We start from the raw sequence: 24,262 nt of genomic DNA, 5'->3' as shown, positions 1-24,262 counted from the left end.
AAACAATCTAGGATGAGTAAGCACAGCAACGGCTTTCTATCGGATGTCGAGCGCAATGCGGTAATCGAGCTAAGGCACGCGATGCACCGTGAGCCTGAGCTCTCCAACGCGGAATGGAAGACTCAGGAACGAATTCGTGTTTCGTTGCAGCAATTCGGGCTGACCGGCGCCAAGACCTTCCATACCACCGGGCTTTTTATTGATATTGAGGGCACAGGCTCCGGCCCGAAGCGGTCAATCGCCGTGCGCGGCGACATCGATGCCTTGCCGATCCAGGAGACGCGCGCGGATCTGCCCTATCGATCGCAAGTTGATGGTGTCATGCATGCTTGCGGTCACGATGTGCACGGCTCGATAGCGCTAGGAACTGCGCTCGCCTTCCACCGGCTGCGCGACAATTTTGCGGGCAAGGTACGCGTGTTCTTCCAGCCGGCGGAGGAGGCGGAGCCCCTCGGCGGCCGCACGATCCAAGACGAGAAGTTGCTGGATGGCTTCGACAAGGCCGTCGGATTCCATGTCAGTCCCGATATTCCAGCAGGCATGTTTGGTGCACGCGAAGGGGCCGTGACCAAATCCGCCGACCAGTTCAAGCTCACTCTCACCGGCAAAATGGCGCACGGCGCCTCACCCCACAAGGGTGTCGACGCAATTGCCATGGCGGCCGCTTTCGTCAATGAGGTGCAGAAGGTGGTCTCGCGCGAAATGCCGGCCGATGACGCCGCTGTTGTCACTGTCGGCACCATCCATGGAGGCGAGGCAACGAATATTATCTGCCCGTCTGTTGTCATGGAAGGTACGATCAGGACTCGTAGTCCGGAGCGTCGAGCTCTATTGTTCCAGCGCGTGCGCGAAGTAGCGGAAGGTGTGGCGGCGATGCATCGCGGACACGCTGAATGTATCATTCGGACCGGTGAGCCCGTCGTTGTCAATGACGCCGAAATGGTGCAGCGCTTCCGCCGCGCCGTTCACGAGAGCGTCGGCCACGACGCCTTCTTTAACGGAAAGAAGGAGATAGCCGGAAGCGATGACTTTGGCTTCTACTCGGCCTGCGTGCCATCAATTTACTTCTGGATGGGAACACGCGCGCCCGGCAACGAATCGCATGTGCATACCCCCACGTTTGGGGCGTCCGATGAGCTCATCATTCCGGCTACTGAGCTCACGGTGAGCTATATCTTCGATCTGCTGAACGCTTGAGATCCATTTGGGTGTCAAGAACGCCGAAGAGGCCCATCTGGTGACCGAACCCAGCGGAGACACGAGTATGTCGAAAAACCATGCCCCTGCTGCGCTGGCCAACTTGTTCGTCCCACTCTTGTGATCACGAACATGCCTTGGGGCCGCGGCGCGAGACCAAATAGCGTCGACCTTCGCGTTCTCAGCGGAGCCCGACGCGTACTGACGCCGGCAACCACCAGCCGATCGTGCAGCTGGCCAATGCTTGGCCTCTTTGACTAAAGGGGATGCTTATGATTGGTCTGGCTGCTATTCAGGATGCGCGCAATCATATCGCCAGACGCATTCTCTCAACACCGCTCGTAGGCTCGCCGACACTGTCCGATATCTGCGGCGTCACTGTCGGGTTAAAGCTCGAGCATCGTCAAACGACCGGCAGCTTCAAACTGCGTGGTGCCACAAATGCGATTCTCAAGCTCACGAACGCCGAGCGGGAGCGGGGAGTCGTGGCCGCATCGACCGGAAATCACGGCCGAGCGCTTTCTCATGCGGCCCGCACAGTAGGTTCGCGCGCGACGATCTGCATGTCGCGGCTCGTGCCCGAAAACAAGGTCGCCGAAGTCCGACGCCTAGGTGCGGACGTGCGCATTATCGGCAGTTCCCAAGACGAGGCGCAGAAGGAGGTTGAGCGCCTCGCCGATGAAGATGGGCTGGTGATGCTGCCACCATTCGATCATCCTAACATTGTTGCCGGACAGGGAACAATTGGTCTCGAGATTGTCGAAGCGATGCCAGACGTCGCGACCGTGCTCGTGCCGCTGTCTGGCGGCGGCCTCGCCGCTGGGGTCGCGGCAGCGGTCAAAGGCATTCGACCCCATACGAGAGTTATAGGGCTTACGATGGCGCGCGGCGCCGCGATGAAGGTTAGTCTTGATGCTGGTCGACCGGTGCAAGTGGAGGAATTTCCAAGCTTGGCCGATTCTTTGGGCGGCGGCATCGGCCTCAACAACAAGGTGACCTTCGCGATGTGTCGAGCTTTGCTCGATGACGTGGTGTTGCTAAGCGAAGAGGAGATCGCGGCAGGGATTCGTCATGCTTACGAGCACGAGCGAGAAATTCTGGAGGGCGCCGGCGCCGTTGGAATCGCCGCGCTGATAGCCAACAAGATCCCAAGATTGATGGGGCCCGTGGTACTGGTGCTCTCAGGCCGCAATATCGATATGAAACTGCACCGCTGTGTCGTAAACATGGTGAGCAATCCTTTGGGGCAGGAGATGTGATGCCAAGAATGAAGGTGCTCACGGAACGCGAGCTCAGAGACATCGTTCCTCTCGGCCTGATGGCAGTGCAATGTGTCGAAGGCGCATTCTTTTGGCTCGCCACGAAGGCCGTGGCGATGCCGCCCATTCTAAGGCTCGATATTCCCGAACACCAAGGTGAGGTTGATGTCAAGACGGCCTATGTGCCCGGCCTGGACAACTTTGCCATCAAGATCAGCCCTGGTTTCTTCGACAATCCAAAGATCGGATTGCCGAGCACTAACGGCATGATGGTGCTGCTTTCAAGCAAAACCGGTCTGGTGCAGGCTCTCTTGCTTGACAATGGCTATTTGACCGATGTCCGCACGGCCGCCGCTGGTGCCGTTGCTGCAAAGTATCTCGCTTGCAAGGACGCTTCGGTCGCTGCTGTGCTGGGTGCCGGAATTCAGGCAAAGCTGCAGTTGCAGGCGCTTGCTCTGGTTCGGCCGATCCGTGGGGCACGGATTTGGGCGCGCGACGCTTCCAAGGCTAAAACCGTGGCGCAGGAGCTCTCGGCGCTGTTGAAGTTTCCTGTAGTCGCATGTGAAGACGCGATTCAGGCTGTGACCGGCTCGCACGTTGTCGTAACAACGACGCCGGCCGACAAGCCAATTCTGAAATCGTCATGGCTTGAACCTGGACAGCACGTAACCGCAATGGGGTCTGACGCCGAACACAAAAATGAGATCGAGCCAGAGGCGATCAAGCGTGCCGACCTTTATGTTGCTGACAGTCTCAAGCAGACGCGACGGCTTGGCGAATTGCACCATGCCATAGCCGCGGGCACAGTCCGCGAGGATGCAAGGTTTCCAGAACTTGGCGAAATTGTCGCTGGCCTGAAGGCTGGGCGCACGAACGACATACAAATCACGATCGCCGATCTTACCGGGACGGGAATCCAGGACACCGCTATCGCATCACTTGCGTTTGAGCGATCTGTGGCGGCAAAGGTCGGCTCGGAATTCGAGAGTTGATGATCGGCCATGCGAAGTCGATCTCTGACTTCTAATCTCAATCAATCAGATCCAATGGAGCTACGATAATGGCGATCAGCAAAGGACCTCAGGCGTTCCCGCGGGCCGAGTTTCTACGAAGGCTCGGCGCGGTAAAATTAGAAATGAAGCGGCGCGAGATCGAAGCACTTGTGGTTTCCGATGCCCATAACATTACCTACCTTACTGGATACACGGCCAACTCAGGGTATGTGCCGCAAGCAGTCGTGGTTTCTCTTCAGAATGAGGAGCCCACCTTTATCCTGCGCCGCCAAGACGCACCAGCTGCGATCCATCAGACCTTTATGGATCGTGACAAGATCATCGGCTATCCCGAGGCGCTCATTGGCAATCCGACGATGGATGGTTACGACACAGTCATCGATTTCCTCAGCGATATAGGCTCAGGAAACCACGGCATCGGGCTCGAGCTAAGGGGCCTTTCCGCGCAAGCCGCAGAGAAGTTCAGGACGCGGCTGCCCAAGGCCAAGATTGTCGACTGTACGAATGTCGTAACCTGGATTCGCATCGTCAAATCCGATCTCGAGATATCGGTCATGCGAGAAGCGGCCGCCATCTCGGATGCAGCGATCATGCGCGCCGCCGAAGTCATTCGGCCTGGTGTGCGGGAAGCTGACGTGATCGCCGAAATCATGGGAGCGCTGGCCCGCGGTGCCAATGGAAAGCCCGGAACGACGAGATTTCCGAACGTCAGCTTGTGCTCCTCTCCTCGGACCGGAACCCCGCATATTTCGTGGAGCGAAGATGTCTTTCGCGAGGGTTCGCAGATCAACCTCGAGCTCGGCGGGGTACGCCATGGGTATTGCGCAGGGATCATGCGCACCTTCTCGATCGGTACACCGTCTGAGCGTCTGCGTCGGGTCCACGAAGCCGAGATGGAAGGTCTTGAAGCCGCCATCGACGTGATCCGGCCTGGGTCGACCTGCAGCGATGTCGCCAACGCATTTAATCGTACCATTGCGAAGCACGGGCTCAAGAAGGACTCTCGATGCGGCTACGCCCACGGCATAGGCTGGTTGGAGCCAACTGCTAGCCTGCAGGACGGGGATCTGACAGAACTGAAGGCGAACATGACCTTCCATTTGATGTTGGGTAATTGGATCGATGAGGACTTTGGCTACGTGCTCAGCGAGACATTCCGAGTGACGGAGTCTGGCGTCGAAGTTTTGACCAAGGCGCCGCGAAAGCTGTTCGAGCTTTAATTGAAGTTTGCATCGTCATAGGCATAACACTAATCGGCGCGCGGTGGCATTTGCCCACCGTCGCCTATCTAGGTTCTGTTTGCTCCTGGGCTGTACTCGACCGTGCCGCGACGCCGGCTTCACGAGGGCTGCAAGGTGCGAGATACAACCAAACGTTCTGGACGCGTGCCGGCGCGACTAGTCGGCACGACCTCGCGCGTGGCTCCCAGATCAAGACGGCAAAATCGTTTCAAGCTATTGCCGCCGCCTCACTCGGCACGTTGGCATGACCGAGGGTTTGGTCCGCACGCAATCGGTCAGCCCCCGGTAAACTGCTCCTCAGGCAACAGATGCGAGTGTCAAGCGACAGAGGGTGGTGATGTCGTAGATGGGCAGCTTCGTCACACGACGCATGGCAGGCGCGACCAAGGGAAAAGCCGTGCATTCGAACAGGATGGCAGCAATCGCTGGATGCTCACTTCGAAGCCGCGCAACGCATGCGGCAACTTCCCGTTCAATCACGCTGACTTCGGTCTGTGGAGGCGGACGTCTCATCTCGTTTTGCCACATCTCGCCGCCTTCGATGCCGCCAATGACAACCCGCGACCTGTCGCTGGGATCAATCCCTAACAGATCCTCGCTCAAATGGGTGGAGTCCGCTGTCAGCACTGCAATTTTCGCAGCCTTCGGGAGCTGGCGAAGAAGGGTTGGCAGTAAGAGTAGGCTGGAGGTCACGACTGGAACGTCAACCGACGCGGCCACTGCGGCCTGATGCCGAATAGAGAAGCCGCAGTTGGCAGTGATAACAACAGCTCCACGCTCGACCAATCTTTGGGCGGCTGAGATGTAAGCTGGCTCGAGTGCTGGATCTCCCCGAATGACGATCTCTGCCCAAGCTCCTGCGACGGTTTCCAAGATGACTGGGAAATCGTACGAAGTCGGATTCAGAATAGAGTGAGCGCGGGGTGCCCGAGAAGGAGCGCCAGGCGTCAATCCTTGTTCAAGGTTAAGAATTCCAAGAGAAGGTGTCGGTGCCATCTGACAAGTATAGCGTCGCTTTGCTGACATAACTTACCGATTTAAGGGGGATCTTGCTGAAAATCTGCACTACATTATTGGGTTCTTCAGGCTTTGCGCATTTTGGTTATTTGCCACACCTAACGTCCAGGAGGCGGCGCCCAACACATCGCCTCGCGTTCTCGAGAGTGTAGCAGTCGTAAGCCATGGCCTCCGATCGTCGGCACGGACTTGCAAGATCGCATCGACACGACCGCTGGAAAGGAGATCCCGACCGAGCGCCGTCAGGGTGCCGCCAGCTGCTGCCTTCTGACGGACGGGCGGATCGCTGGACCAGGAGCTATGGATTTCTCGCATCGGCCCCATACCGGATGAGTTGCAACGTCTTCGGGTTTGCCAGCCCATTACCAACACGCCCGGACAGCAGCCATGGTCTGCTCGCTGTCAATCTCCGGTATATATACCGTCTGACCAGGGGCGGATATTTCCTTCAAATTGATTCGCATTGAGATTGCGGGCCGCGCGATGCTTGCCCATATTTCACAACCGGTGCAGAGGCCTGAGCCGACCACGTCCTCGAAGTGTGTCGGCGTACGCGATGAGACACCGACACACACCATCCGGCTTTCCCGGCACGGATCGCCTCTCGTCGCAATTCTGCGGCTTGATAGAGTTATGGCTGGATAGCCCACACGTGGTCGTCAATTGTCGACGGGACGCGCATCCAACTCCAACCTGAGAAGCGGTAGATTCCGCGCCCAGCTGATTTTCACCGACGATCGCGCTACGGCGACGAAATAACCGCCTTTTCAGCTTGATATTAGAGAGCTACTTGCTCTCACTCGCTGAGTCACGATGCTCTAGATTAATCGAGAGACTACGCTTATCGTCTTGCCTCTGATCTGCAGGGCTCGCATCTAAAACGTTGATCGATAGGTGCTCGGCTACACGCGGCCAGCGCATGTTGGCCGCAAATAGATCTCGACGCTTCTTCGAGCCAAGACGCTGAGCTGATTTCAGAGCACCGATTGGTAGCTACTGCGCTTTGGTTGCAAGGCGTAGCGTCGCTCGAGAAAACGAAGGCCGGCAACAGCAGGTACACTAACCGCCAGGAAGAAGGCGCCGACCATGGTGATCGGCTCAAGATATCGATAATTGATGTTGGCAACAATACGCGCCTGAGACATCAATTCGACGACGGTAATCACGGACAACAGCGGAGTCTCTTTGAACATGGAAACCACGTAGTTGGCGAGTGCAGGAACCATCGGAGGCACGGCCTGCGGAATGATGACGTGCCGCCACACCTGAAAACGGGTCAGGTTCAGCGCTTTGGCAGCTTCCCACTGCCCGCGTTCCACATTGTCGATGCCAGCGCGGTAGACTTCCGACGTGTAACTCGAATAATGCACCCCAAGCGTGATCACTCCGGCGGTGAGGGGGCTGAGAAAAATGCCAATGTCGGGCAACATGTAAAAGACAACGTAGAGCTGAACAAGAAGCGGCGTGCCTCGTACGAATTCCACGAAGTACCGCAGAAGCAAGGCTACTAGGGGTAGTTCTGACCGTCTGCCGATCGCGATTGCACAACCCATTATCATAGCGACTGCGGAGCCGAGTAGGCTCGCGAATACCGTGATCTTTACTCCCTCAACGAGCTGAGGAAGGATCTCGAAAGCGAAGGACCAACTCCAATCCATTCTGCATCTTTCCGTTGCTTGGGTGCACTGTTGCTCAAGAAAGTGCGTCAACGTCGAAATAGCCGAAGCCGGACCGAGGCGCGACTCCAGAATGTCCATACACGGGATGACCGCCCCCGTGCTTTTGAAGCTTGCATCCGGTCGCTGCTTTGCGAGAGGCGTTGCTCGAGCAGACGCATCAACGTCGAAATGATCATCGCGAACGCGAAATAAATAACCAATATGGTGAGATAGGGAATGGCCGTTTCGCCAGTCTGCGTGCGCACTGTCTGGGCCCGGAAGGCCATTTCAGAAAGCGAGATCAACGACACGATGGAGGTGCTTTTGAGCAGCTCGACGGCGCTGTTCGAGAAGGGAGGGATCATCAGCAGCAAGGCCTGTGGCAACAGTACGTGCCTCAAGCGCTGCCAACGCCCAAGATTGAGTGCTATGCATGCTTCGATCTGTTCATGAGGCAGGGCGAGCATCGCCCCCCGAACAATCTCGGAGGCGTAGGCGCCGGAGTTCAGGCCGAGGACCAGCACGGCTGCCTGAAACGGACTCAACGAAAACCCCGAAAGCGGTAGCACGAAGTATGCCCAGAAGAGCTGGACATACATGGACGTGCCACGGAAGAATTCAGTGAAAACGAGTGCTGGAAGGCGCAACCAGAAAGTTCTCGACAGCCGCGCGAATCCTACAGCGAAAGCAACTATCCCGGCTAACAAATTTCCGAGGAGCGTCAATTCTATCGTGTGGATTGCACCCGAGAGGATAATCGGGAGAAACTGGAGCGATTCGGGCATTTAGAGGCTCAAGCCCGCAGCCACAATCTTACGCAAGAACGCTTTGGTTCGCTCTTGCTGTGGATTGCGAAATATTTGCTCCGGCGGTCCCTCTTCGACAATGCGTCCACCGTCCAAAAAGAGGATACGGTCGGCGAAGTCTCGTGCAAAGCTCATTTCGTGGGTTACGAGCAGCATGGTCATGTCCGTGTCGAGCGCCAGCTTGCGCAAGACATTGAGCACTTCCTCAACAAGCTCGGGATCTAGCGCGGACGTCACTTCATCAAACAGCATGACTTTTGGTTTCAGCGCGAGCGCTCGCGCAATTGCCGCTCGCTGCTTCTGGCCGCCGGACAGTTCGGCCGGCAAGGCATGCGCCTTGCTGGCCATACCGACCATTTCGAGCAGATCCATCGCTAGATCCCTGGCGGCCATCTCGGTGAGGCCGCCCCTGAGTACTGGCGCCAAAGTAATATTCTGCAGAACGCTCATGTGCGGAAAGAGATTGAATTGTTGAAATACCATGCCGATATTGCTGCGCATGTGTTCCAGATGCGCTTCCCGCCGACGTGGACTGAGTGTCATCGTCTCTGCACTCCAGAGCGGGTGACCTCCGACTAGAACCGCGCCACGCTGGACTGTTTCGAGCGTCATGAGGATGCGTAATATCGTCGTCTTGCCCGAACCCGAGGCACCGATGAGTGCCAGCTTCTCGCCAGGAGATACCGTGAAGCTCAGATCGGTCAAAACAGGATGAGTACCGTAAAACTTGCAGACCTCGCTGAACTGAATCATCGGCTGCGTCATTGCGCCTCCTCCAACACAGAGCTCTCTACGAACGCCAGAGCAGAGCCGATGGCCCTGATATCACGCTTGCCAGCCACATCCATCTGCTCGCCCTTAGTGACACGCCCGGTTCGATGTGCGTTTAAAGCTGTGCTGAGCAGCTACTTGGTGCACAGCTCTTCGGTTGTGATTTTCCCAACACCGACTGTGCCATCCTCCCGTCCGTACTTCTTCATGATTTCAAGATATTTCCCGCTAGCGATGATCTTTCGGAGGCCCTCATTGTAAGCGTTTCTCAATTCCACGCTGTCCTTGCTAAAGGCAGCCGCGGCGCAGGAAAGCTTTGTATCGGCCACATGGATGACTTGTGTCAGGGAGGGATCGCCAAGTCGCTTCTGCAAGTCAGCGGCAGTTGCAGTATCGTGGGCCAGAAGATCGATACGTTTGTCAGCCAGCAATTTCATTCCGCTAGTGCCATCAGGGAATATGACAATGTTGTCGGCCTTCACACCTGCGGAGATCGATAGCTTCTGCTGAGTGCAGCCGCCACAGACACCTATCTTCAAGGATTGTTCGGCGACATCCTTATAGGAACTCACTTTGCCGGCCAGTGAGGCGGGGAGAACAAATGCTTCCCCTCCACAACTGACGGGATTAGAGAAAATGACTGCCTGGCAGCGCTCGGGCCGAATGAAGAGAGCGCCTGACGAGGACAGCGTCGCTCGTTTCGATTGGATCGCCGGGATCATCGCGCCATATTCCATCATCTGGCCGGTGAATTTGGTCACTCCGACTTCCTGTAGGATAGCCTTGTCGCGTTCGGGGCCGAGGCCGGCGGGCGACCCATCCGACTCCAGCTTCATCCAGGGAGGCTCATTGGCAATTGCGATAATGACTCCGTTTGTTTGTGCTTCGTCCAACGTTGTGGCCGATACGGAGTAGGCTTGCGAACTGAAGATTGATGCGGCCGCTATCGCAGCTAGCAACCACCTTGCGCTACTCTGGAGCGAACATGAAACGTCACTTCGGTTCATCATTTGCGCGTCCTTCGATTTCCGCGAGTCAGGGTAACGTAGAGGTGCGTTCAAGCGCCTTATTAAAGAGAGGGCAGCTTGAGTGGCGGATCGCTGTCCGAATGAATGTCGCTTTCCCGCGAGCAAAGCAGGAGGCCTACCTGCTGGTGAGATTAGGAAAAGGCGCGACTTCCTTTGACGCGTCGCTGCTCATGGCAGATGAGCCTGCCGCCCGCGAGTGCACAGGAATTCGGTTGCGTCGTGCATCTGCACCTCGCCGAATGGCTCATTGTCCCGCGGTCATGCCCGGAGGCTTTTCTCTTAAATAGTATTGCCAAGCTCCGGCGCTGGATTTCTCCATTTTTTAGCTGCTTTTTGCAGGAATCCTGCGCACCAGTGGCGTTTTTTGCAGGATATAGTGCGTTTCCGCTCAGACGGGCTCGATCCAAGGAATGGGGTGGCTCGGCCTTAGCTTGCGGACAATCAGCCCGAAGAAAAGGCCGCGCTTCGTAATCATTTCAACCGCCCACAATCGGTCTGGCTCTCGGCGATCGAGGTGTTCGCCAAAATCGGGTCACCACTCGAGTGTCTCGCCATTGTAGTCCAGGAAAGCACCGCTAGTGGCAGGTGTGAGCTCCGCAATTCGTCGGGTGAGACAGAGCGCGCTATGTTCGGCAGAGATCGAAGTGGGGGAGGCAGACGCGCGTTCCCCTCCCATATCGGTACGCACCCATCCGGGGTAGAGTATTCCTACGAGTATCCCGTCTTCGGCCCAGTCGCGCGCGAGGCCGCGCATGCCGTTGTTGAGTGCCGCCTTCGAGGCTCGGTAAGCATATCTGTCGCGGCTCGAGCCGTAATTGTTGCCGGTGGAAGCATAATCGCTGCTAATGGCCACTAGCTTCTTCTCGCAGGAGCGCAATAAGTTGCCCCGCATCGCCTGCGCGATCAGCATGGGCGCCAGTGCGTTGATGCGCATCGTAGTCATCCAGCCTTCGACATCAATTTGTTCAGCCGACTGTGCTTTAGGTGTTCCGTTGATCCCCGCATTGTTGATGAGAATGTCGAGAGGCAGGTCGCCGATTGCGCGCTTGAGCGAGCTAATGGAGGCGTCGTTGGCTACGTCGAGCTGAACGATCCGCACCTGCTCACCGAATGTGGCCGCGAGTACCTTGAGCTCAACGGCTGTTGACGGGTCGCGGCAGCACGCGATGACCTCGGCGCCGTCGGCGGCGTATTGACGCGCAAGAGCAACGCCAATCCCTCGATTTGCGCCCGTAACTAGAACTCTCCTCATGTGGAATACCTCCCTATGATTGCCGCGGCTCGCGCCTGCAAATCTGTGAACTCGAAGGCTTCTCAAAGGCCGAAGCTTTGGCACGCCAGCTTAGGCTTGTTAGGTGCTAGCTCCCGGTCGGGCCGAAGTCACCCGAACTGGGCCTCTTTCGCCCGGTGGCTGGGGGGAGGCGAGCTCCAGCGTAGCGCAGCAATGATGGTATCGCTCTGAGCTGCGCTGACATTTTCCCTAGCGGAGAAGCTGACATTTTCCCTAGCGGAGAAATCGTAAGTGGCGGGATAGAGCGCGCGGGAGCCAGCCCCAGTCGAGGCGGTACCTCACCTGGCGACCGTCCGCGTTCGAGATTGAGGATTCCGGGAGATGGTGTTTTTTCTGACGGCATAAACAGAGCATAGCGCGCAAAGGCGGCGGAATCCGCTCGTGCTAAGCCCCGTTTCAGTTGAAAATCTGCATTCAATTGGAAAGGCGCGCAGGTGTCATGCAAATCCAGTGCGCTGGCCGCTCCCCTTCTTTTGCAGATCAAGATACGAAGCTTCAGTCGAGATCGTCTGCGCCGGCCCCGGTGAGGCGATGCCGAACATCGTACTCCGTTAGACAATGCGCCACACAGCCGACCTCCGTTTTCGAGGCGGAGCCGGCGCAGCTCTGCCCTAATCGGCCTTCTTCGCTGTACTAGCCTAGAGCTCATTCGGAACGCAGTCGGGCACCTCTTCTTTCCAGCGTACCGATCCGAACGGGCGCTCCAGCATACGGCGAATACGAATAGGCGGAGGGCCGACGTGGAAAGCCATGGCCTTCTCTTCTAACGCGCGTTCCGACTGGGTCCAGCGGTTGCGTTGGCGCAAATAATCTAACCAAGTGGGGCAGTGATACCGCTCGGTCCATAGCTCGGGATCAGCGATGTCACGCGCGATTGACCAGCCATAGGCGCCGTTGCGTTGCCGATAGAGCTGCACATCCTGCATGACGCTGTGGAAAGCGCGCGCATTCTCGGAAGCCACCCTGTATTCGAGTTCAACCACCAGCGGCCCGCTGCGGTAGGTAAGCGGAAGCCGCACCTTAGGATCGGCAAGCATCTCGGCGTCCTCGCCCCGCTCGGTGACGGACGGCATGGGCAGCCAGTGGCCAAGCAGCGGCAAGAGCAGCATCAGGGCAGCGGATAGAAGTAGCCCGATCTCGACTCCCACTCCATCGGTGAGCCGTCCCCAAGCCCAGCTGCCGATCGCAAGTCCGCCCGAGAACGATGCCTGCCACGCCGCAAGCGACCGGCCCGCAACCCATCGCGGCGCTGATAGCTGCATCCCGATGTTGAACAACGTCCACACGATTGTCCACACGGCGCCGGCTAAAACCAGAGCCGCGACTGTCAATATCGGCTCGCGGCTGAGCGCGACCGCGGCTATCGCGCCGCTCATCGATATCGTGCAGGCCCGAACCGCGGCTTCGCTGCTCATCCGCGCGCGTAATTCACCGATGTTGAGCGCGCCTATTACAGCTCCAACGCCGAAAGCACCTAGCATGATGCCGTAGGTTTGCGCTCCTCCGTGCAACAGATCGCGGGCGACCAGCGGCATCAATGCCTGGATTCCGCTGCCAACTATCCCGGTTATCATCGAGCGCGCAATCACGACCTTGATCGACGGCGAATTGGCGATATAGCGCACGCCCGAGACAATGGCGCGGCTCAAGTTTTCCCGTGGTAGCCGCGAGGGCTTCGGCACACGCTTCCACAGGAACAGCGCAGTTATCAGCGGGACGTAAAGAAGCGCGTTGACGGCAAACGCTAAAACCGCGCCTGCACTCGCAACGATTAGGCCACCAACGGCCGGCCCGAAACTCCGAGCGATGTTGTAGCTGATGCCATTGAGAGCGATCGCAGAAGGCAAGCTCTCGGCCGGCACCTGCTCGCTGACAGAGGATTGCCAGGCCGGTCCCATCAACGCCATGCCAGTGCCGACCACAAAGCAAAGCACCAACAATAAATTTGGAGTCGTGAAACCCAACCAATCAATCGCCGTAAGGGCGGTGGCCCCGCAAAGCGCGATCGACAGTGCAATCAGCATTACGATTCGGCGATCGTGCATATCGGCAATGGCGCCGGCCGGCATCGCCACCAACATGACCGGCAGCAACAAGGCTGTCTGCACCAGAGCAACCTTATCAGCGGAAGACGTCATCTCGGTCATCGCCCAGGCCGCGCCGACGCCTTGGACAAGTATACCGAGGTTCGACAGGAGACTCGCCAACCAAATGCGCCGGAACGTGGGATATTGCAGCGGCGTGGCAACGCTGTTGGATGATTGAAAGTCAGAAGTCGTTGGCATTTAGGTTCGCGGCCCGCGCGCGGCAATCTGATCCCAGCTCAGAAACTCGCGAAACGTTAGGGCCGAGGTGGACGAGCGGCTCTGACACGCGCCCAAACATTTGAAATATAAGCGCCGTGCCGCTCTTGGCTTTGCTGCCGCTAACATTGACCCGCAAACACCATATCGAGATCTCGTGATAATCTGTCTCGCTTTGATCGGAGGTCTCCTCGAATCTTCTGACAGCCCATCTTAGCGTCTAAGCAGCGCGACGCTGTCAGAGCCAATCTGAGAGGAACGGCCTTTGCCTTCTCTTGCAGATGCGCGCGTACAGATGTGCGCGACATCCATTCACTGGCTTGGAGCAATCATGCCCCTACCTTGGTGCGAATTTAACATCGCCAGACTCTAGCACAGCGATTGCACGACTTTTGTGCGTTCGGCGTGGCTAATCGACGAAAAAAGGCGAGAAGCCATGGGTCAACGACGACAAAGACACAAAACTCAATCTTCGTTGGGAGCCTCTACGGGAATCGCAAAACCAGCCTTCACGCGATCCATGACGACCATCGTTTTGAACCCCTTGATATCCGGATTCTCGTAGAAGAATCGCCTGGTAAACTGCTCATAATCTTCCATCGTCCGTGCCGTAATATACAGGACGAAGTCGGCATCTCCAGTGACGTAGAATCCGTTGACGACTTCAGCTGATGACCTAATCGCTTTTTTGAATCTGTCGATGATATCTGCGCGCTCACGCTCGAGACTTACCAGTACCAGCATCTGAATGGGCCTTCCAACGGCCTTCGCCGAAACGATCGATACGTCGGCCTCGATGATTCCGTCAGAGCGAAGCCTCTTCAGACGTCGTTGGCACGCAGTTGCAGACAATCCAGCAAGCTCTCCGATGATCTCAGAGGTAAGGCGATTGTTTTTTTGGACAATCTCCAGGATGCGGGCGTCTGTTCGGTCGTATTGCATTACTCGGAGCTCCAGTTGAATTCCGCCGCCAAATGGCGAGGTCCTGCAGGAAACCGTCCAAACGACGGTAATAAGCGACGCAAATCTGTTCGCAACATTAGTATCCTGATTGGCAGCAGAATTTCAACAAAATGACCGACAGGGACTTCTAAATGGTTTCGCAAGCTGTTCGGCCCAAAAGTCCACCTCTGGTCGGGCTAGCAAAAAAGCATCTCGAGAGTCTGAGTCGTCGGGATTTTGTCGCTGGGGCCGCTCTGATCGACGGACGCTGGATCGAGGGTGACAAGAGAGATGCCGTCGTTGATCCGGCAACTGGTGAAGTGATCGCTCAAGTCGCTCGTTGCGGCGCTGCTGATATGAATCTTGCGATCGAGGCCGCCGAACGATCTTTCGCACAATGGCGGAGCCTGCTGCCAGAAAGGCGAGGCGCGATTCTGAGGTCTTGGGCCTCATTAGTGCTCGCCCATTCGGAAGAGCTCGCCGTCCTCGTCACGAGCGAGCAAGGCAAACCGCTTGCGGAGGCGAGGTACGAAATTGGCTATGGCGCGGGGTTTCTCCAATGGTTTGCCGCAGAGGGAGAGCGCGCTTATGGCGAGACGATTCCGAGCCATAAGCCCGCAAGTGTGCTTCATGTCAGAATGCAGCCCGTTGGTGTTGCGGCGGCAATTACTCCTTGGAATTTTCCCGTCGCTATGATTACGCGCAAGGCCGGCGCCGCTATGGCGGCCGGCTGCCCGGTCATTGTGAAGCCCGCCCCTGAAACGCCGCTCTCGGCTCTTGCGTTAGCAAGACTGGCCGACGAGGCCGGGGTGCCGCCCGGCGTCTTCCAAGTTCTGGTTGGCAATCCAGTCGAACTGTCGACGCCGCTCTTGCGCGATACCAGAGTGCGAGCCCTATCGTTTACAGGATCGACAGAAGTTGGCCGGCTGCTGCTGGAAGGGGCTGCGCGGACAGTAAAGAAGGTGTCGCTCGAGCTAGGAGGACATGCTCCCTTCATCATCTTTGATGATGCTGATATCGACAAAGCTGTCAAAGGCGCAATTGACGCAAAGTTTGCAACCTCGGGACAGGACTGCCTGGCGGCTAATCGCATCTACGTACAGAGAGGCACTTATAGCGCTTTTGTCGAGAAGTTTGCTGCGGCAGTCACTCGGCTCAAGGTTGGCCACGGTCTTGAGGCTGGGACTGATATCGGGCCGATGACGAAGTTGTCCGTGGCTGAAAAGTGCAGGCATCAAATCAGCGATGCGGCGGCGAAAGGGGCGCGCGTTATTTCTACGAGCCAGGATCAGGGCTTCGGGCCAAATTTCGTCGTTCCAACTCTGCTGAGTGATGTCACGGAGGATATGCTCATTTCCAACGAGGAGACGTTCGGCCCAGTCGCCGCAGTGCTTCCATTCGACTCGGAGGAAGAGGTCCTGGCCAGAGCCAATTCAAGTGAGATGGGCTTGGCCGCCTACATCTATACCGACAGCTTGCGTCGTGCGCTGCGACTTTCTGAGAACATCGAGTACGGAATGGTCGGCATCAACACGGCGTCATTCACTGGGCCGCCCATTCCGTTTGGAGGTTGGAAGCAGTCCGGCCTGGGTCGCGAAGGTTCGCGGCATGGCATCCAGGAGTTTATGGAATTGAAGTACGTCTGCTTCGGCGACTTGGTGGCTTAGGAGATTTGGTATGAATGATATCAAGACGATCGCGGAGAAAGATCGCGCGACTGTTCTACATCCCTTCACCCAGCTCAAGGAGTTTGCCACAGGTAAAGCTGGTGATCCGACGATTGTCACCGGAGGGAAAGGAATCCGCATTGAGGATGCGCAGGGACATAGTTACATCGACGGGTTTGCCGGCCTTTACTGCGTCAATATTGGCTACGGCCGGACCGAGGTCGCCGAGGCAATTGCGCGGCAGGCCTACAAGCTGGCCTACTATCACACCTATGCGGCCCACACGACGGACGAGCTAGCTAACCTCTCCCATCGCCTTGTGCGAATGGCGCCGGGCAAGGCGAGCAAAGTCTTTTACGGTCTGTCCGGGTCAGACGCCAATGAAACACAGGCGAAGCTGGTCTGGTATTACAATAATTTGCGCGGGCAGCCCAGAAAGAAGAAGATCATCTCGCGCGAGCGCGGATACCACGGCTGCACTGTCGTTTCTGGCTCAATGACCGGTATGTCGTTCTATCATGATCACATGGATCTTCCGTTTCCAGGCATTTTGCACACCGGAGTCCCCCATCACTACTGGGGCGCGGAGTCAGGTGAAACGGAAGAGGCGTTCTCTCGCCGGCGTGCAGCCGAACTTGAAGAGATGATTGTGCGTGAGGGGCCAGAAACAATCGGAGCCTTCATTGCCGAGCCGGTGTTGGGTACAGGAGGCATCACACCGCCGCCCGATGGTTATTGGCGTGAAATTCAAGCCGTACTGCGACGCTACGACGTGCTCTTGATCGCAGATGAAGTGATTTGTGGATTTGGCCGCACAGGCGCTGAGTTCGGCAGCACTCTTTATGGGATGGAGCCTGACCTCGTAACGGTGGCCAAGGGTCTGACGTCCGGTTATATGCCGCTCTCTGCAGCAATCGTTGGCGAGAGGGTCTACAGGGTCATGGAAGAGGCCGCCGATCGGGTCGGCGCGTTCTCCCACGGATATACCTATTCCGGCCATCCGATTGCAGCGGCGGCCGCGAATGCAGTTCTCGATATCGTGGAGAAGGAGCGACTAAAGGATCGCGCGAGAATCGTTGGCGCTCATTTTTTGAAGCGCCTCAATGAGCGATTTGCGCAGCTAGAGATCGTCGGTGAAGTGAGAGGCGTAGGCTTGCTCGGTGCAGTGGAGTTCGTCGCCGATCGCCAGACCAAACGCCGTTTTGATCCCCAGCTCAAAGTGGGCGCCCGAATCTCCAAGGCGGCGCGCGAGAGGGGACTTATTGCCCGAGCAATGCCGCATGGGGACATTCTGGGATTTGCCCCACCTCTCGTCGTTTCCGAACATGAAATAGATGAGATCGTCGAACTCGCCTATCGCGCCACAAAGCAAGTGATGGACGAGCTTACGAAAGAATTTGCGGTTTGAGCTCGACACCTATTCTCGCCTATGCGAGGTGCCGGTTCGTCAATTTCGTTCATGTTCGCTTGCTTTGGCGGCAACCAGGACCCGGTTTCGATCGCGCTGCAGCAAGGTCCTTGTAAGGTACTCAAAGACCCACACGTCGGCGTCGTGATGGTTGAGTTGGACGGATTTTGCGTTCCATTCGACCATCGCAAAGGCGGTGATAGGAGTGCAATGCCGGCGGCGCCTGATCAGTCGGACGCGCTGGTCCGCGATATCGCCCAAACTTAGTTCCAAGAGGTGGCATGGAGTGGTGTGTGGTGCCCACGCGCATGGCGCCCATAACCGCTGGGTGAAATCGCAGCTACGTTCGCTGCACCTGCAGGTTTTCTTCAGTGCTATGGCCTCCTGTGCTGTCTTTGAGCGTAAGGGCGGCGGTAGATGGTGAAAATGTTTGCTTTAAACCATGTAGTGCTTGCGTCAGGGAGAGGATGCAATGACCGAAAAGAACTGCCTCGGCCAATTACATCGTGACCTGAGCCGACGTTCGTTTGTTGGATCAGCCGCAGCTTTACTGAGTGCGCCGTTTGTTGCGAAGGCGACTGCAGCCTGGGCGCAGGAAAAGCTTGCCGGCAGTGGGGAAGTCGTAGTCTTCAGCTACGGGGGATCGTTCACGCAAGGGGTGCGAAAATACGTTTATGAGGCCTTCACGAAGGCGACAGGTATTGCTGTGGTCGATGTGACTGGAGACTTTGCTGAACCCCAAGTGAAGGCGATGAAAGAAGCCGGGCGCATGGATTGGGATCTGGCCTTCATCGACGCGCAGAGTTATCCGGCGATGTCCGAAGCCGGCATGTTCGAGCCCGTCGATTACAGCTTGTGGGACCCGGAATCCCTGGTGGGCATTCCGGCCGCTAATCGTCTCAAGGATGCGGCTGTCGCCTACCGGGCAACAACAGTGCTCGCGTATGATGCTCGCGCGTTCCGAGATAAGCAGCCAAAAAGCTGGGCGGACTTCTGGGACGTGAAAACGTTTCCGGGCCCGCGAGGGCTCGCCTCGAACGTCCGGCACAATGTGGCATTCGCGCTATCAGCCGATGGGCTACCAGCAGCGGATCGGTGGCCCTTGACGGAGGGCAAGCTCGATCGAGCTTTCAAGAAGCTCGATCAGATCAAGCCGCATATCACGAAGTGGTGGAGCGCGGGAGGCGAGCCGGTTCAGCTGTTGCTGAATCGTGAGCTGGAAATGACGAGCTGCGGAGACAATCGAGCTTTAGCGGCCATCCGTCAGGGCGCGCCCATTCGTATCGTTTGGGATGGCGGTAACTTGGTTTACGTGTACTGGGCGGTACTAAAAGGCGGTCCTAATAGCGCGAATGCGCAGAAGTTAATCGCATTCGTTAATCGTGCCGAGAGCGCCGCCAATTTCACACTCGGGACGTTTCTCCCCGGTCCCAATACGAACCAGCTTCAGCACTTGCCGTCTGATCTTCTTCCGTTGCTTAACATCAATCAGGCAATCGCATCGGCGGTGGTTGAACAGGATTCCGCTTGGCTCGCCAACAAGCGATCGGACGGAAAGACGAATTTGGACCACCTCCAGGAGCGCTGGCTATCATGGCGGGCACAATGAGTTCCATCGCAATCAAAGACCAAACGCAATATTCGCGGCCTTGGCCTACGCCGTGGGCTTGGCTGTTGTTGCCTGGCACTATCTTCCTGGTGGTACTCTTTGTCGTGCCGCTCACGGGACTTCTCTTGCTCGCGTTTGGCATGCCAAACTGGACTCTGGCGAATTTCCTGCGGATCGGCGACACCCCCGTCTATTTGACCGTGATGCGTAACACGCTCGAGATCAGCGTTACGGTGACCGCGCTCGCCTTCGTGCTTAGCTATCCAATCGCCTACGCTCTCACGACGGCAGGAACAACGTTGCGTACCTTCCTGCTCATCGCAGTCGTGCTGCCCTATTTCACCAGCACTCTGGCTCGAACCTTTGCCTGGATCGTCCTACTCGGGCGCAATGGCGTCATTAACCAGTACCTGCTCGAGCTCGGCTGGGCATCTCAACCGATCTCAATGCTCTACAACCGGTTTGGTGTGATTCTAGGCATGACCCACATTGTCATGCCTATGATGATCCTGCCGATGTACACGGTCATGTCCAGCATTGACCCGAAGCTGATGCGCGCTGCGAGGGCGAACGGAGCCAGCCCACTGGCGGCGTTTCTCACTATTTTTCTGCCGCTCAGCCTCCCGGGCCTGATTGCAGGAGTGCTGCTCGTGTTCATCTACTGTCTCGGGTTTTACATTACACCTGCCTTGATGGGTGGGCTGTCGGACGTCATGATCACGATGGCGATCAGCTCCCAGATCCTGGAGCAACTCAATTGGAATTTCGGCTCTGCGCTTTCAGTGGTCCTGCTGGTCGCCGTCCTGAGCATCTTGTGGATCGGCTCGCGCTTCTTCCCAATCGAGCAATTGCTGGGATTCTCCGACGGCAAGCTCGGTTCGAGCGCTGCCCGCCGCCAGATGGGTGCCAAGATGTTGATGCGGATCGGCTCCGCGTCAAACGCTCTTGATCGCTGGCTTCCTTCGCTAGGAGGTCGAGGTGTCCCGATCCTGGCATGCGTTCTGGCTGTGCTTCTCCTGCTGCCAGTCCTGATCGTCGCATATTTGTCGTTCAGCGCCTCGTCCTACTTCGTCTTTCCGCTGCCTGGCTACTCCCTGCGCAACTACGAAGCCTTTCTGTTTGATACGCTATGGGTGCGCGCGACCGTCACTAGCATCCGTATTGCGCTTATGGCGGTTGCCATGGCGACTACACTGGGCGCCATGATTGCCTTCGGTCTTTCGCGCGGCGCCATGCCTGGTCGGGGAGCGATGGTCGCTCTCTTGCTCTCGCCGATTATCATGCCGACTGTTATCGTGGCCGTCGCGACCTATTTCCTCCTGGCACGGTTCGGATTGCAGGGCACCGAGTTCGGCTTGGCACTTGGTCACGCGGTCCACGCCATCCCCTACGTGGTGGTGATTGTGGTTGCCAATCTGCGCGACCTTAACCCGAGCTACGAGCGCGCGGCCCGCAGTCTTGGTGCCGGATCTTGGGCGACATTTCGCACCATCGTTGCCCCGCTTGTTATGCCGGCGCTCATCGTCGCCAGCTTCTTTGCGTTCCTGACCTCATTCGACGACGTCGTCTACGTGCTGTTCCTTGGCATTGGAAAGATTACGACCTTGCCGATGCGCATGTGGGAGGGGATCCGGCAGGACATCAGTCCCACCATTGCTGCCGTAGCCACTCTGCAGATGCTGTTTGCGACAATCGTAATTGTCGTTGGGACCCTGCTCAGACGAAAAAAGACCACCTGACGGCCCTGTCTGGGCGCAGGTGAATCTGAAAACCAATGATGAATTCATCCTAGGGAGCTGAAATGTTGATGAAAGCGACCGCGAGCGGCACTGATGTGAAAACCGGAGGCATCGCCCTGCGCAACCTGCAGAAGCGTTACGGTAGCGCGATCGCCGTCGATGATGTCAGTCTTTCCGTGGCACCCGGCGAGTTCATCTCGCTGCTAGGCCCGAGCGGATCGGGAAAGACAACAACTCTCATGATGATTGCCGGTTTCGAGCTGCCGAACAGCGGTCAGGTCCTGCTCGATGAGAAGGATATCACGCGCCTGCCGCCTCACCGCCGCGAACTCGGCGTGATCTTCCAGAACTATGCCCTATTCCCACATATGACGGTCGCCGAGAACGTCGCGTATCCGCTTCGGATGCGGCGTATGGCAAAGGCTGAGGTCGAAACGCGGGTGCGGCGCATCCTCGATCAGGTGCATCTTGGTGCCTTGGCCTCGCGCTCCCCTCACCAGATGTCCGGCGGTCAACAGCAGCGAGTGGCGATCGCGCGGGCTTTGGTTTTCGATCCACCCGTTCTTCTCCTTGATGAACCTCTGGGCGCGCTCGACAAAAAGTTGCGCGAGCATCTGAGGAACGAGATCAAGACCCTACACAAGGAGGTCGGCAAAACGATGATCTACGTCACGCACGACCAGGATGAGGCGCTCGCCATGTCCGATCGGGTCGCGGTGATGCACGAGGGCCGGATTCGCCAGGTTTCGGCGCCGAAGGACATCTATCGCAGGCCCGCCGACTTGTTCGTCGCTGGTTTCGTGGGTGAAGTCAATTTGATTCCGGTCAAGCTTAAATCCGGGACCGTGCAAGGTCCTGCGGGCGAAAGCCTCCCGGCTCCAGCCTGGCAGCATGCCGACAGGGACGCGACGCTGTGCGTGCGGCCTGAACATCTGCATCTTCAAGCCGGCGCCGCCGGGTGCTCCGGCGGAATTGAAGGGCGTATCAGTGGCATGACCTTCGTTGGCGACTCGACCCTCTTCGAATTCCGGAGCGAAGCTGGATTGCGGTTGCTATCGAAGGTGCTGAACGTGTCGGCCAAGACAATGCCGGAGGTCGGCGACGCCTGTGTCGCATCGTGGGCTGCTCACGACGCAACGATTCTGACGGATTAACTTGCTACGGTTACAGGTATCGCGAGCGCATGCGGGCCGTTTGAACATGACGAGCGGTCGTGCACAAGTGACATAAACAACAACTGGGAATGTCGACCCTTAACGATTTCCTCGATTGTGCTTGCGTCGAGTGGTGCGCGACCCATAGGGTCATCGAGATTGGCTCAATGTAGTTCCGGCCTGCCGCGCCGCTCGCAACTCGCATAGAGGGCAACGTTGTATCTTGCGCGGACAACCAAGCGCGAAATATTCGCGCCGTATAGGTTCATTAGCGAAAAAGCTGAGCATCGTCCGGCTGAGCTCGATTCGTGCGATCGCCGTCGTCCGACAAGAAAGGATCAGCAAGTCACTTCATGCTTGGCAAAAAACTTTGCGATCGAACCGACTAAGCTGGATCCAAAATCCATTCTTGCCGAGCGTCAACTTGCTGAGCTTCCAATCTCTGGGCGGGGGATTCCTGCTAAGAGCCTGACTATCAATCCCGAATTAGGCTTCATCAAGTAAAAGTTGGAGATTTTCCTCCTGTGAGAAGCTGTAAGCTCTTTTACGGCAGCTCGATCGCAACTGAACTCTCCAGGGGAGAATCCCAAGGCCTAGGAGCGGATCGTCGGCATTCCAACAGAGGTCTGGGTTCAGGGCTCTCTTACAAAATACCGGCTGTTATATCGTATCGAAGGCAACGTTTTCGGCGCCAAGTCAATCACAGTATGAGGCGACGTCGTTGGATCGCCAATCATTAGGTGGCGAGAGACGCAGACAAATCAAACACATGACGGTCTTCCTCAACTACTCAGAATTGCGACAGTTGGCTCAGCGCAGGTTACCGCGCGGCATTTTCCAATACATCGACAGGGGTACCGAGGATGAGGTTGGTCTTCGACACAACCGGATGTCCTTGGACGCGGTGCGGATTAAGCCGCGAATATTGACAGGCGATCGCCCGCACTCTCAAGCTATCTCTCTTTTCGGTGAGACGTACGATGCGCCGATGATTGTCGCGCCGACGGCCTTCGCTGGCCTCGTTTGGCACCAAGGCGAAATTGCGCTGGCTAAAGCTGCGTCGACTGAGGGGGTAGCCCTTTGTGCCGCAACCGACTCGATCTCTTCTGTAGAGGAAATCGCTGCAGCAAGTAGAGGGCCGATCTGGTTTCAGTTGTACCTTTGGAAGCACTACGAAATGACCCAGGCACTGCTCCAGCGCGCCTGGGAGACGGGTGTTCGAACGTTGGTGGTAACATGCGATACGGCCGTTGGTCCCAATCGTGAATACAACGCTCGCAACGGTTTTGACATGCCGTTCAGGTTTTCAGCGAGTAACCTGTGCGATGCTGCTGTCCATCCGCGTTGGGTGCTTGGCGTGTTGGCTAGATACATGGCAACCGGCCGCCTCCCAGGATTTGCGAACTATCCGGCTGGGTTTGAGAGCAGCATATTTGCTGCGGGAAAAGCACTACCTTACGACCGAGATCTTAGCTGGGAGCATATTCGTCGGCTTCGCGACGACTGGAAGGGCAATCTAGTGCTGAAGGGCATTCTGCGTGTGGACGACGCGCTTGTAGCAGTAAGAATGGGTGCCGACGGTATTGTGGTTTCAAACCATGGGGGGCGCAATTTGGACAGCGCGGTCGCACCCATCCAGGTGTTGGCAAAAGTAGTTGATGCAGTTGGTGGGCAGATCACAGTGATCGCCGACAGCGGAGTCCGGCGAGGCAGTGATGTCCTGAAGCTTCTGGCTATTGGAGCAAGGGCGGTAATGCTTGGCCGTATGCCGCTGTACGGGGCAGCCGTCGGTGGAATGTCCGGCGCCAGCCAGGCGATACGAATCTTGCGACGCGAACTTGATATTGCGATGAAGCTGAGTGGTTGCAGGGATTTCCGTCAGATGGATAGGAGCTTACTCGACATGTCGGAACTGCTCCACTAACGAGTGACTGCCGCTGATGCCGTCGAGTGACCGCAATAACTCAGGCGCCTCATTCCACCGCCGAGCACTCGACCGAGCTGACGTGGGGGGGGCAGGCGCAATGGGCAGGGCGACCATCACAGCCGTATTGGCTGCCGGAGAGCTAAGGCGATGTCGTCGGCTATGGAAGTGCAAAAGTGTTCGAGCTTGGGGTCGATGAGCGCGAATCTGGCTGTGCTTAAGAAAAGAGCTTTAG

General features: G+C 57.2%; 19 protein-coding genes. 11 read left to right on the top strand and 8 right to left on the bottom strand.

Annotation, left to right across the window (positions count from 1 at the left end; genetic code table 11):
- Nucleotides 1-12 precede the first annotated feature (12 nt).
- From I6F31_RS05595 to I6F31_RS05580, 4 genes are all read left to right on the top strand, one after another.
- Entirely contained in the window at nucleotides 13-1,197 is a 1,185-nt protein-coding gene (locus I6F31_RS05595) for a M20 family metallopeptidase (RefSeq protein WP_225184992.1), read from the top strand.
- Between the two features lie 272 nt (nucleotides 1,198-1,469).
- The gene (gene eutB / locus I6F31_RS05590; protein WP_225184991.1) at nucleotides 1,470-2,456 is read left to right on the top strand and encodes a hydroxyectoine utilization dehydratase EutB; all 987 of its coding nucleotides are present in this window, start codon (nucleotides 1,470-1,472) and stop codon (nucleotides 2,454-2,456) included.
- A complete protein-coding gene (gene eutC / locus I6F31_RS05585) occupies nucleotides 2,456-3,448 on the top strand; it encodes an ectoine utilization protein EutC (protein ID WP_225184990.1) in 993 nt (330 codons plus the stop codon). The genes eutB and eutC overlap by 1 nt, the downstream gene beginning before the upstream one ends.
- Before the next feature lie 68 nt (nucleotides 3,449-3,516).
- On the top strand, nucleotides 3,517-4,689 hold the full coding sequence (locus tag I6F31_RS05580) for a Xaa-Pro peptidase family protein (protein WP_225184989.1): 1,173 nt from the start codon (nucleotides 3,517-3,519) through the stop codon (nucleotides 4,687-4,689).
- Nucleotides 4,690-5,007: 318 nt separating this feature from the next.
- On the opposite strand, the gene I6F31_RS05575 is transcribed toward I6F31_RS05580, so the two are convergent.
- From I6F31_RS05575 to I6F31_RS05535, 8 genes are all read right to left on the bottom strand, one after another.
- Nucleotides 5,008-5,706 carry a hypothetical protein gene (locus tag I6F31_RS05575; RefSeq protein WP_225184988.1) on the bottom strand — a complete coding sequence of 233 codons (699 nt, stop codon included), beginning with the start codon at nucleotides 5,704-5,706 and terminating at the stop codon, nucleotides 5,008-5,010.
- A 995-nt stretch (nucleotides 5,707-6,701) separates the two neighbouring features.
- Entirely contained in the window at nucleotides 6,702-7,385 is a 684-nt protein-coding gene (ehuD, locus tag I6F31_RS05565; RefSeq protein ID WP_225184987.1) for an ectoine/hydroxyectoine ABC transporter permease subunit EhuD, read from the bottom strand.
- Nucleotides 7,386-7,432: 47 nt separating this feature from the next.
- Entirely contained in the window at nucleotides 7,433-8,170 is a 738-nt protein-coding gene (gene ehuC, locus I6F31_RS05560) for an ectoine/hydroxyectoine ABC transporter permease subunit EhuC (protein ID WP_225184986.1), read from the bottom strand.
- The gene (gene ehuA, locus I6F31_RS05555) at nucleotides 8,171-8,956 is read right to left on the bottom strand and encodes an ectoine/hydroxyectoine ABC transporter ATP-binding protein EhuA (protein ID WP_276573188.1); all 786 of its coding nucleotides are present in this window, start codon (nucleotides 8,954-8,956) and stop codon (nucleotides 8,171-8,173) included.
- Nucleotides 8,957-9,096: 140 nt separating this feature from the next.
- Nucleotides 9,097-9,969, bottom strand: a complete 873-nt coding sequence (ehuB, locus tag I6F31_RS05550) for an ectoine/hydroxyectoine ABC transporter substrate-binding protein EhuB (RefSeq protein ID WP_225185145.1) — start codon at nucleotides 9,967-9,969, stop codon at nucleotides 9,097-9,099.
- Between the two features lie 553 nt (nucleotides 9,970-10,522).
- Nucleotides 10,523-11,242, bottom strand: a complete 720-nt coding sequence (locus I6F31_RS05545) for an SDR family oxidoreductase (protein ID WP_225184985.1) — start codon at nucleotides 11,240-11,242, stop codon at nucleotides 10,523-10,525.
- A gap of 677 nt (nucleotides 11,243-11,919) precedes the next feature.
- Nucleotides 11,920-13,566: an MFS transporter gene (locus I6F31_RS05540; protein WP_225184984.1), complete on the bottom strand. Its 1,647-nt coding sequence runs from the start codon at nucleotides 13,564-13,566 to the stop codon at nucleotides 11,920-11,922.
- A 483-nt stretch (nucleotides 13,567-14,049) separates the two neighbouring features.
- A complete protein-coding gene (locus tag I6F31_RS05535) occupies nucleotides 14,050-14,526 on the bottom strand; it encodes an Lrp/AsnC family transcriptional regulator (protein ID WP_225184983.1) in 477 nt (158 codons plus the stop codon).
- A 152-nt stretch (nucleotides 14,527-14,678) separates the two neighbouring features.
- On the opposite strand from I6F31_RS05535, the gene I6F31_RS05530 reads away from it, so the two are divergent.
- The 7 genes from I6F31_RS05530 (at nucleotide 14,679) to I6F31_RS05500 (ending at nucleotide 24,027) form a co-directional block, all read left to right on the top strand.
- Entirely contained in the window at nucleotides 14,679-16,193 is a 1,515-nt protein-coding gene (locus I6F31_RS05530) for an NAD-dependent succinate-semialdehyde dehydrogenase (RefSeq protein WP_225184982.1), read from the top strand.
- A 10-nt stretch (nucleotides 16,194-16,203) separates the two neighbouring features.
- Nucleotides 16,204-17,601, top strand: a complete 1,398-nt coding sequence (locus I6F31_RS05525; RefSeq protein WP_225184981.1) for an aminotransferase — start codon at nucleotides 16,204-16,206, stop codon at nucleotides 17,599-17,601.
- A gap of 472 nt (nucleotides 17,602-18,073) precedes the next feature.
- Nucleotides 18,074-19,210, top strand: coding sequence for an ABC transporter substrate-binding protein (locus I6F31_RS05520; RefSeq protein ID WP_225184980.1), 1,137 nt, complete (start codon nucleotides 18,074-18,076; stop codon nucleotides 19,208-19,210).
- On the top strand, nucleotides 19,207-20,949 hold the full coding sequence (locus I6F31_RS05515) for an ABC transporter permease subunit (RefSeq protein ID WP_225184979.1): 1,743 nt from the start codon (nucleotides 19,207-19,209) through the stop codon (nucleotides 20,947-20,949). Before I6F31_RS05520 ends, I6F31_RS05515 begins: the two co-directional genes overlap by 4 nt.
- Before the next feature lie 62 nt (nucleotides 20,950-21,011).
- Entirely contained in the window at nucleotides 21,012-22,103 is a 1,092-nt protein-coding gene (locus I6F31_RS05510) for an ABC transporter ATP-binding protein (RefSeq protein ID WP_225184978.1), read from the top strand.
- A 216-nt stretch (nucleotides 22,104-22,319) separates the two neighbouring features.
- Nucleotides 22,320-22,607, top strand: a complete 288-nt coding sequence (locus I6F31_RS05505) for a hypothetical protein (RefSeq protein WP_225184977.1) — start codon at nucleotides 22,320-22,322, stop codon at nucleotides 22,605-22,607.
- 265 nt (nucleotides 22,608-22,872) lie between these two features.
- On the top strand, nucleotides 22,873-24,027 hold the full coding sequence (locus tag I6F31_RS05500; protein WP_225184976.1) for an alpha-hydroxy acid oxidase: 1,155 nt from the start codon (nucleotides 22,873-22,875) through the stop codon (nucleotides 24,025-24,027).
- Nucleotides 24,028-24,262 lie beyond the last annotated feature (235 nt).

It is taken from the genome of Bradyrhizobium sp. NBAIM01, assembly GCF_020194115.1.
Classification (GTDB): Bacteria; Pseudomonadota; Alphaproteobacteria; order Rhizobiales; family Xanthobacteraceae; genus Bradyrhizobium; species Bradyrhizobium yuanmingense.
Note: the sequence above shows the minus strand (reverse complement) of the source record. Positions and strands in the feature narration are given on the sequence as shown.

Excerpts from the sequence above, each read along its gene's own strand:
- I6F31_RS05595 (WP_225184992.1), top strand. The coding sequence starts at position 13 with ATGAGTAAGCACAGCAACGGCTTTCTATCGGATGTCGAGCGCAATGCG.
- eutB (WP_225184991.1), top strand. The coding sequence starts at position 1,470 with ATGATTGGTCTGGCTGCTATTCAGGATGCGCGCAATCATATCGCCAGA.
- eutC (WP_225184990.1), top strand. The coding sequence starts at position 2,456 with ATGCCAAGAATGAAGGTGCTCACGGAACGCGAGCTCAGAGACATCGTT.
- I6F31_RS05580 (WP_225184989.1), top strand. The coding sequence starts at position 3,517 with ATGGCGATCAGCAAAGGACCTCAGGCGTTCCCGCGGGCCGAGTTTCTA.
- I6F31_RS05575 (WP_225184988.1), bottom strand. The coding sequence starts at position 5,706 with ATGGCACCGACACCTTCTCTTGGAATTCTTAACCTTGAACAAGGATTG.
- ehuD (WP_225184987.1), bottom strand. The coding sequence starts at position 7,385 with ATGGATTGGAGTTGGTCCTTCGCTTTCGAGATCCTTCCTCAGCTCGTT.
- ehuC (WP_225184986.1), bottom strand. The coding sequence starts at position 8,170 with ATGCCCGAATCGCTCCAGTTTCTCCCGATTATCCTCTCGGGTGCAATC.
- ehuA (WP_276573188.1), bottom strand. The coding sequence starts at position 8,956 with ATGACGCAGCCGATGATTCAGTTCAGCGAGGTCTGCAAGTTTTACGGT.
- ehuB (WP_225185145.1), bottom strand. The coding sequence starts at position 9,969 with ATGAACCGAAGTGACGTTTCATGTTCGCTCCAGAGTAGCGCAAGGTGG.
- I6F31_RS05545 (WP_225184985.1), bottom strand. The coding sequence starts at position 11,242 with ATGAGGAGAGTTCTAGTTACGGGCGCAAATCGAGGGATTGGCGTTGCT.
- I6F31_RS05540 (WP_225184984.1), bottom strand. The coding sequence starts at position 13,566 with ATGCCAACGACTTCTGACTTTCAATCATCCAACAGCGTTGCCACGCCG.
- I6F31_RS05535 (WP_225184983.1), bottom strand. The coding sequence starts at position 14,526 with ATGCAATACGACCGAACAGACGCCCGCATCCTGGAGATTGTCCAAAAA.
- I6F31_RS05530 (WP_225184982.1), top strand. The coding sequence starts at position 14,679 with ATGGTTTCGCAAGCTGTTCGGCCCAAAAGTCCACCTCTGGTCGGGCTA.
- I6F31_RS05525 (WP_225184981.1), top strand. The coding sequence starts at position 16,204 with ATGAATGATATCAAGACGATCGCGGAGAAAGATCGCGCGACTGTTCTA.
- I6F31_RS05520 (WP_225184980.1), top strand. The coding sequence starts at position 18,074 with ATGACCGAAAAGAACTGCCTCGGCCAATTACATCGTGACCTGAGCCGA.
- I6F31_RS05515 (WP_225184979.1), top strand. The coding sequence starts at position 19,207 with ATGAGTTCCATCGCAATCAAAGACCAAACGCAATATTCGCGGCCTTGG.
- I6F31_RS05510 (WP_225184978.1), top strand. The coding sequence starts at position 21,012 with ATGTTGATGAAAGCGACCGCGAGCGGCACTGATGTGAAAACCGGAGGC.
- I6F31_RS05500 (WP_225184976.1), top strand. The coding sequence starts at position 22,873 with ATGACGGTCTTCCTCAACTACTCAGAATTGCGACAGTTGGCTCAGCGC.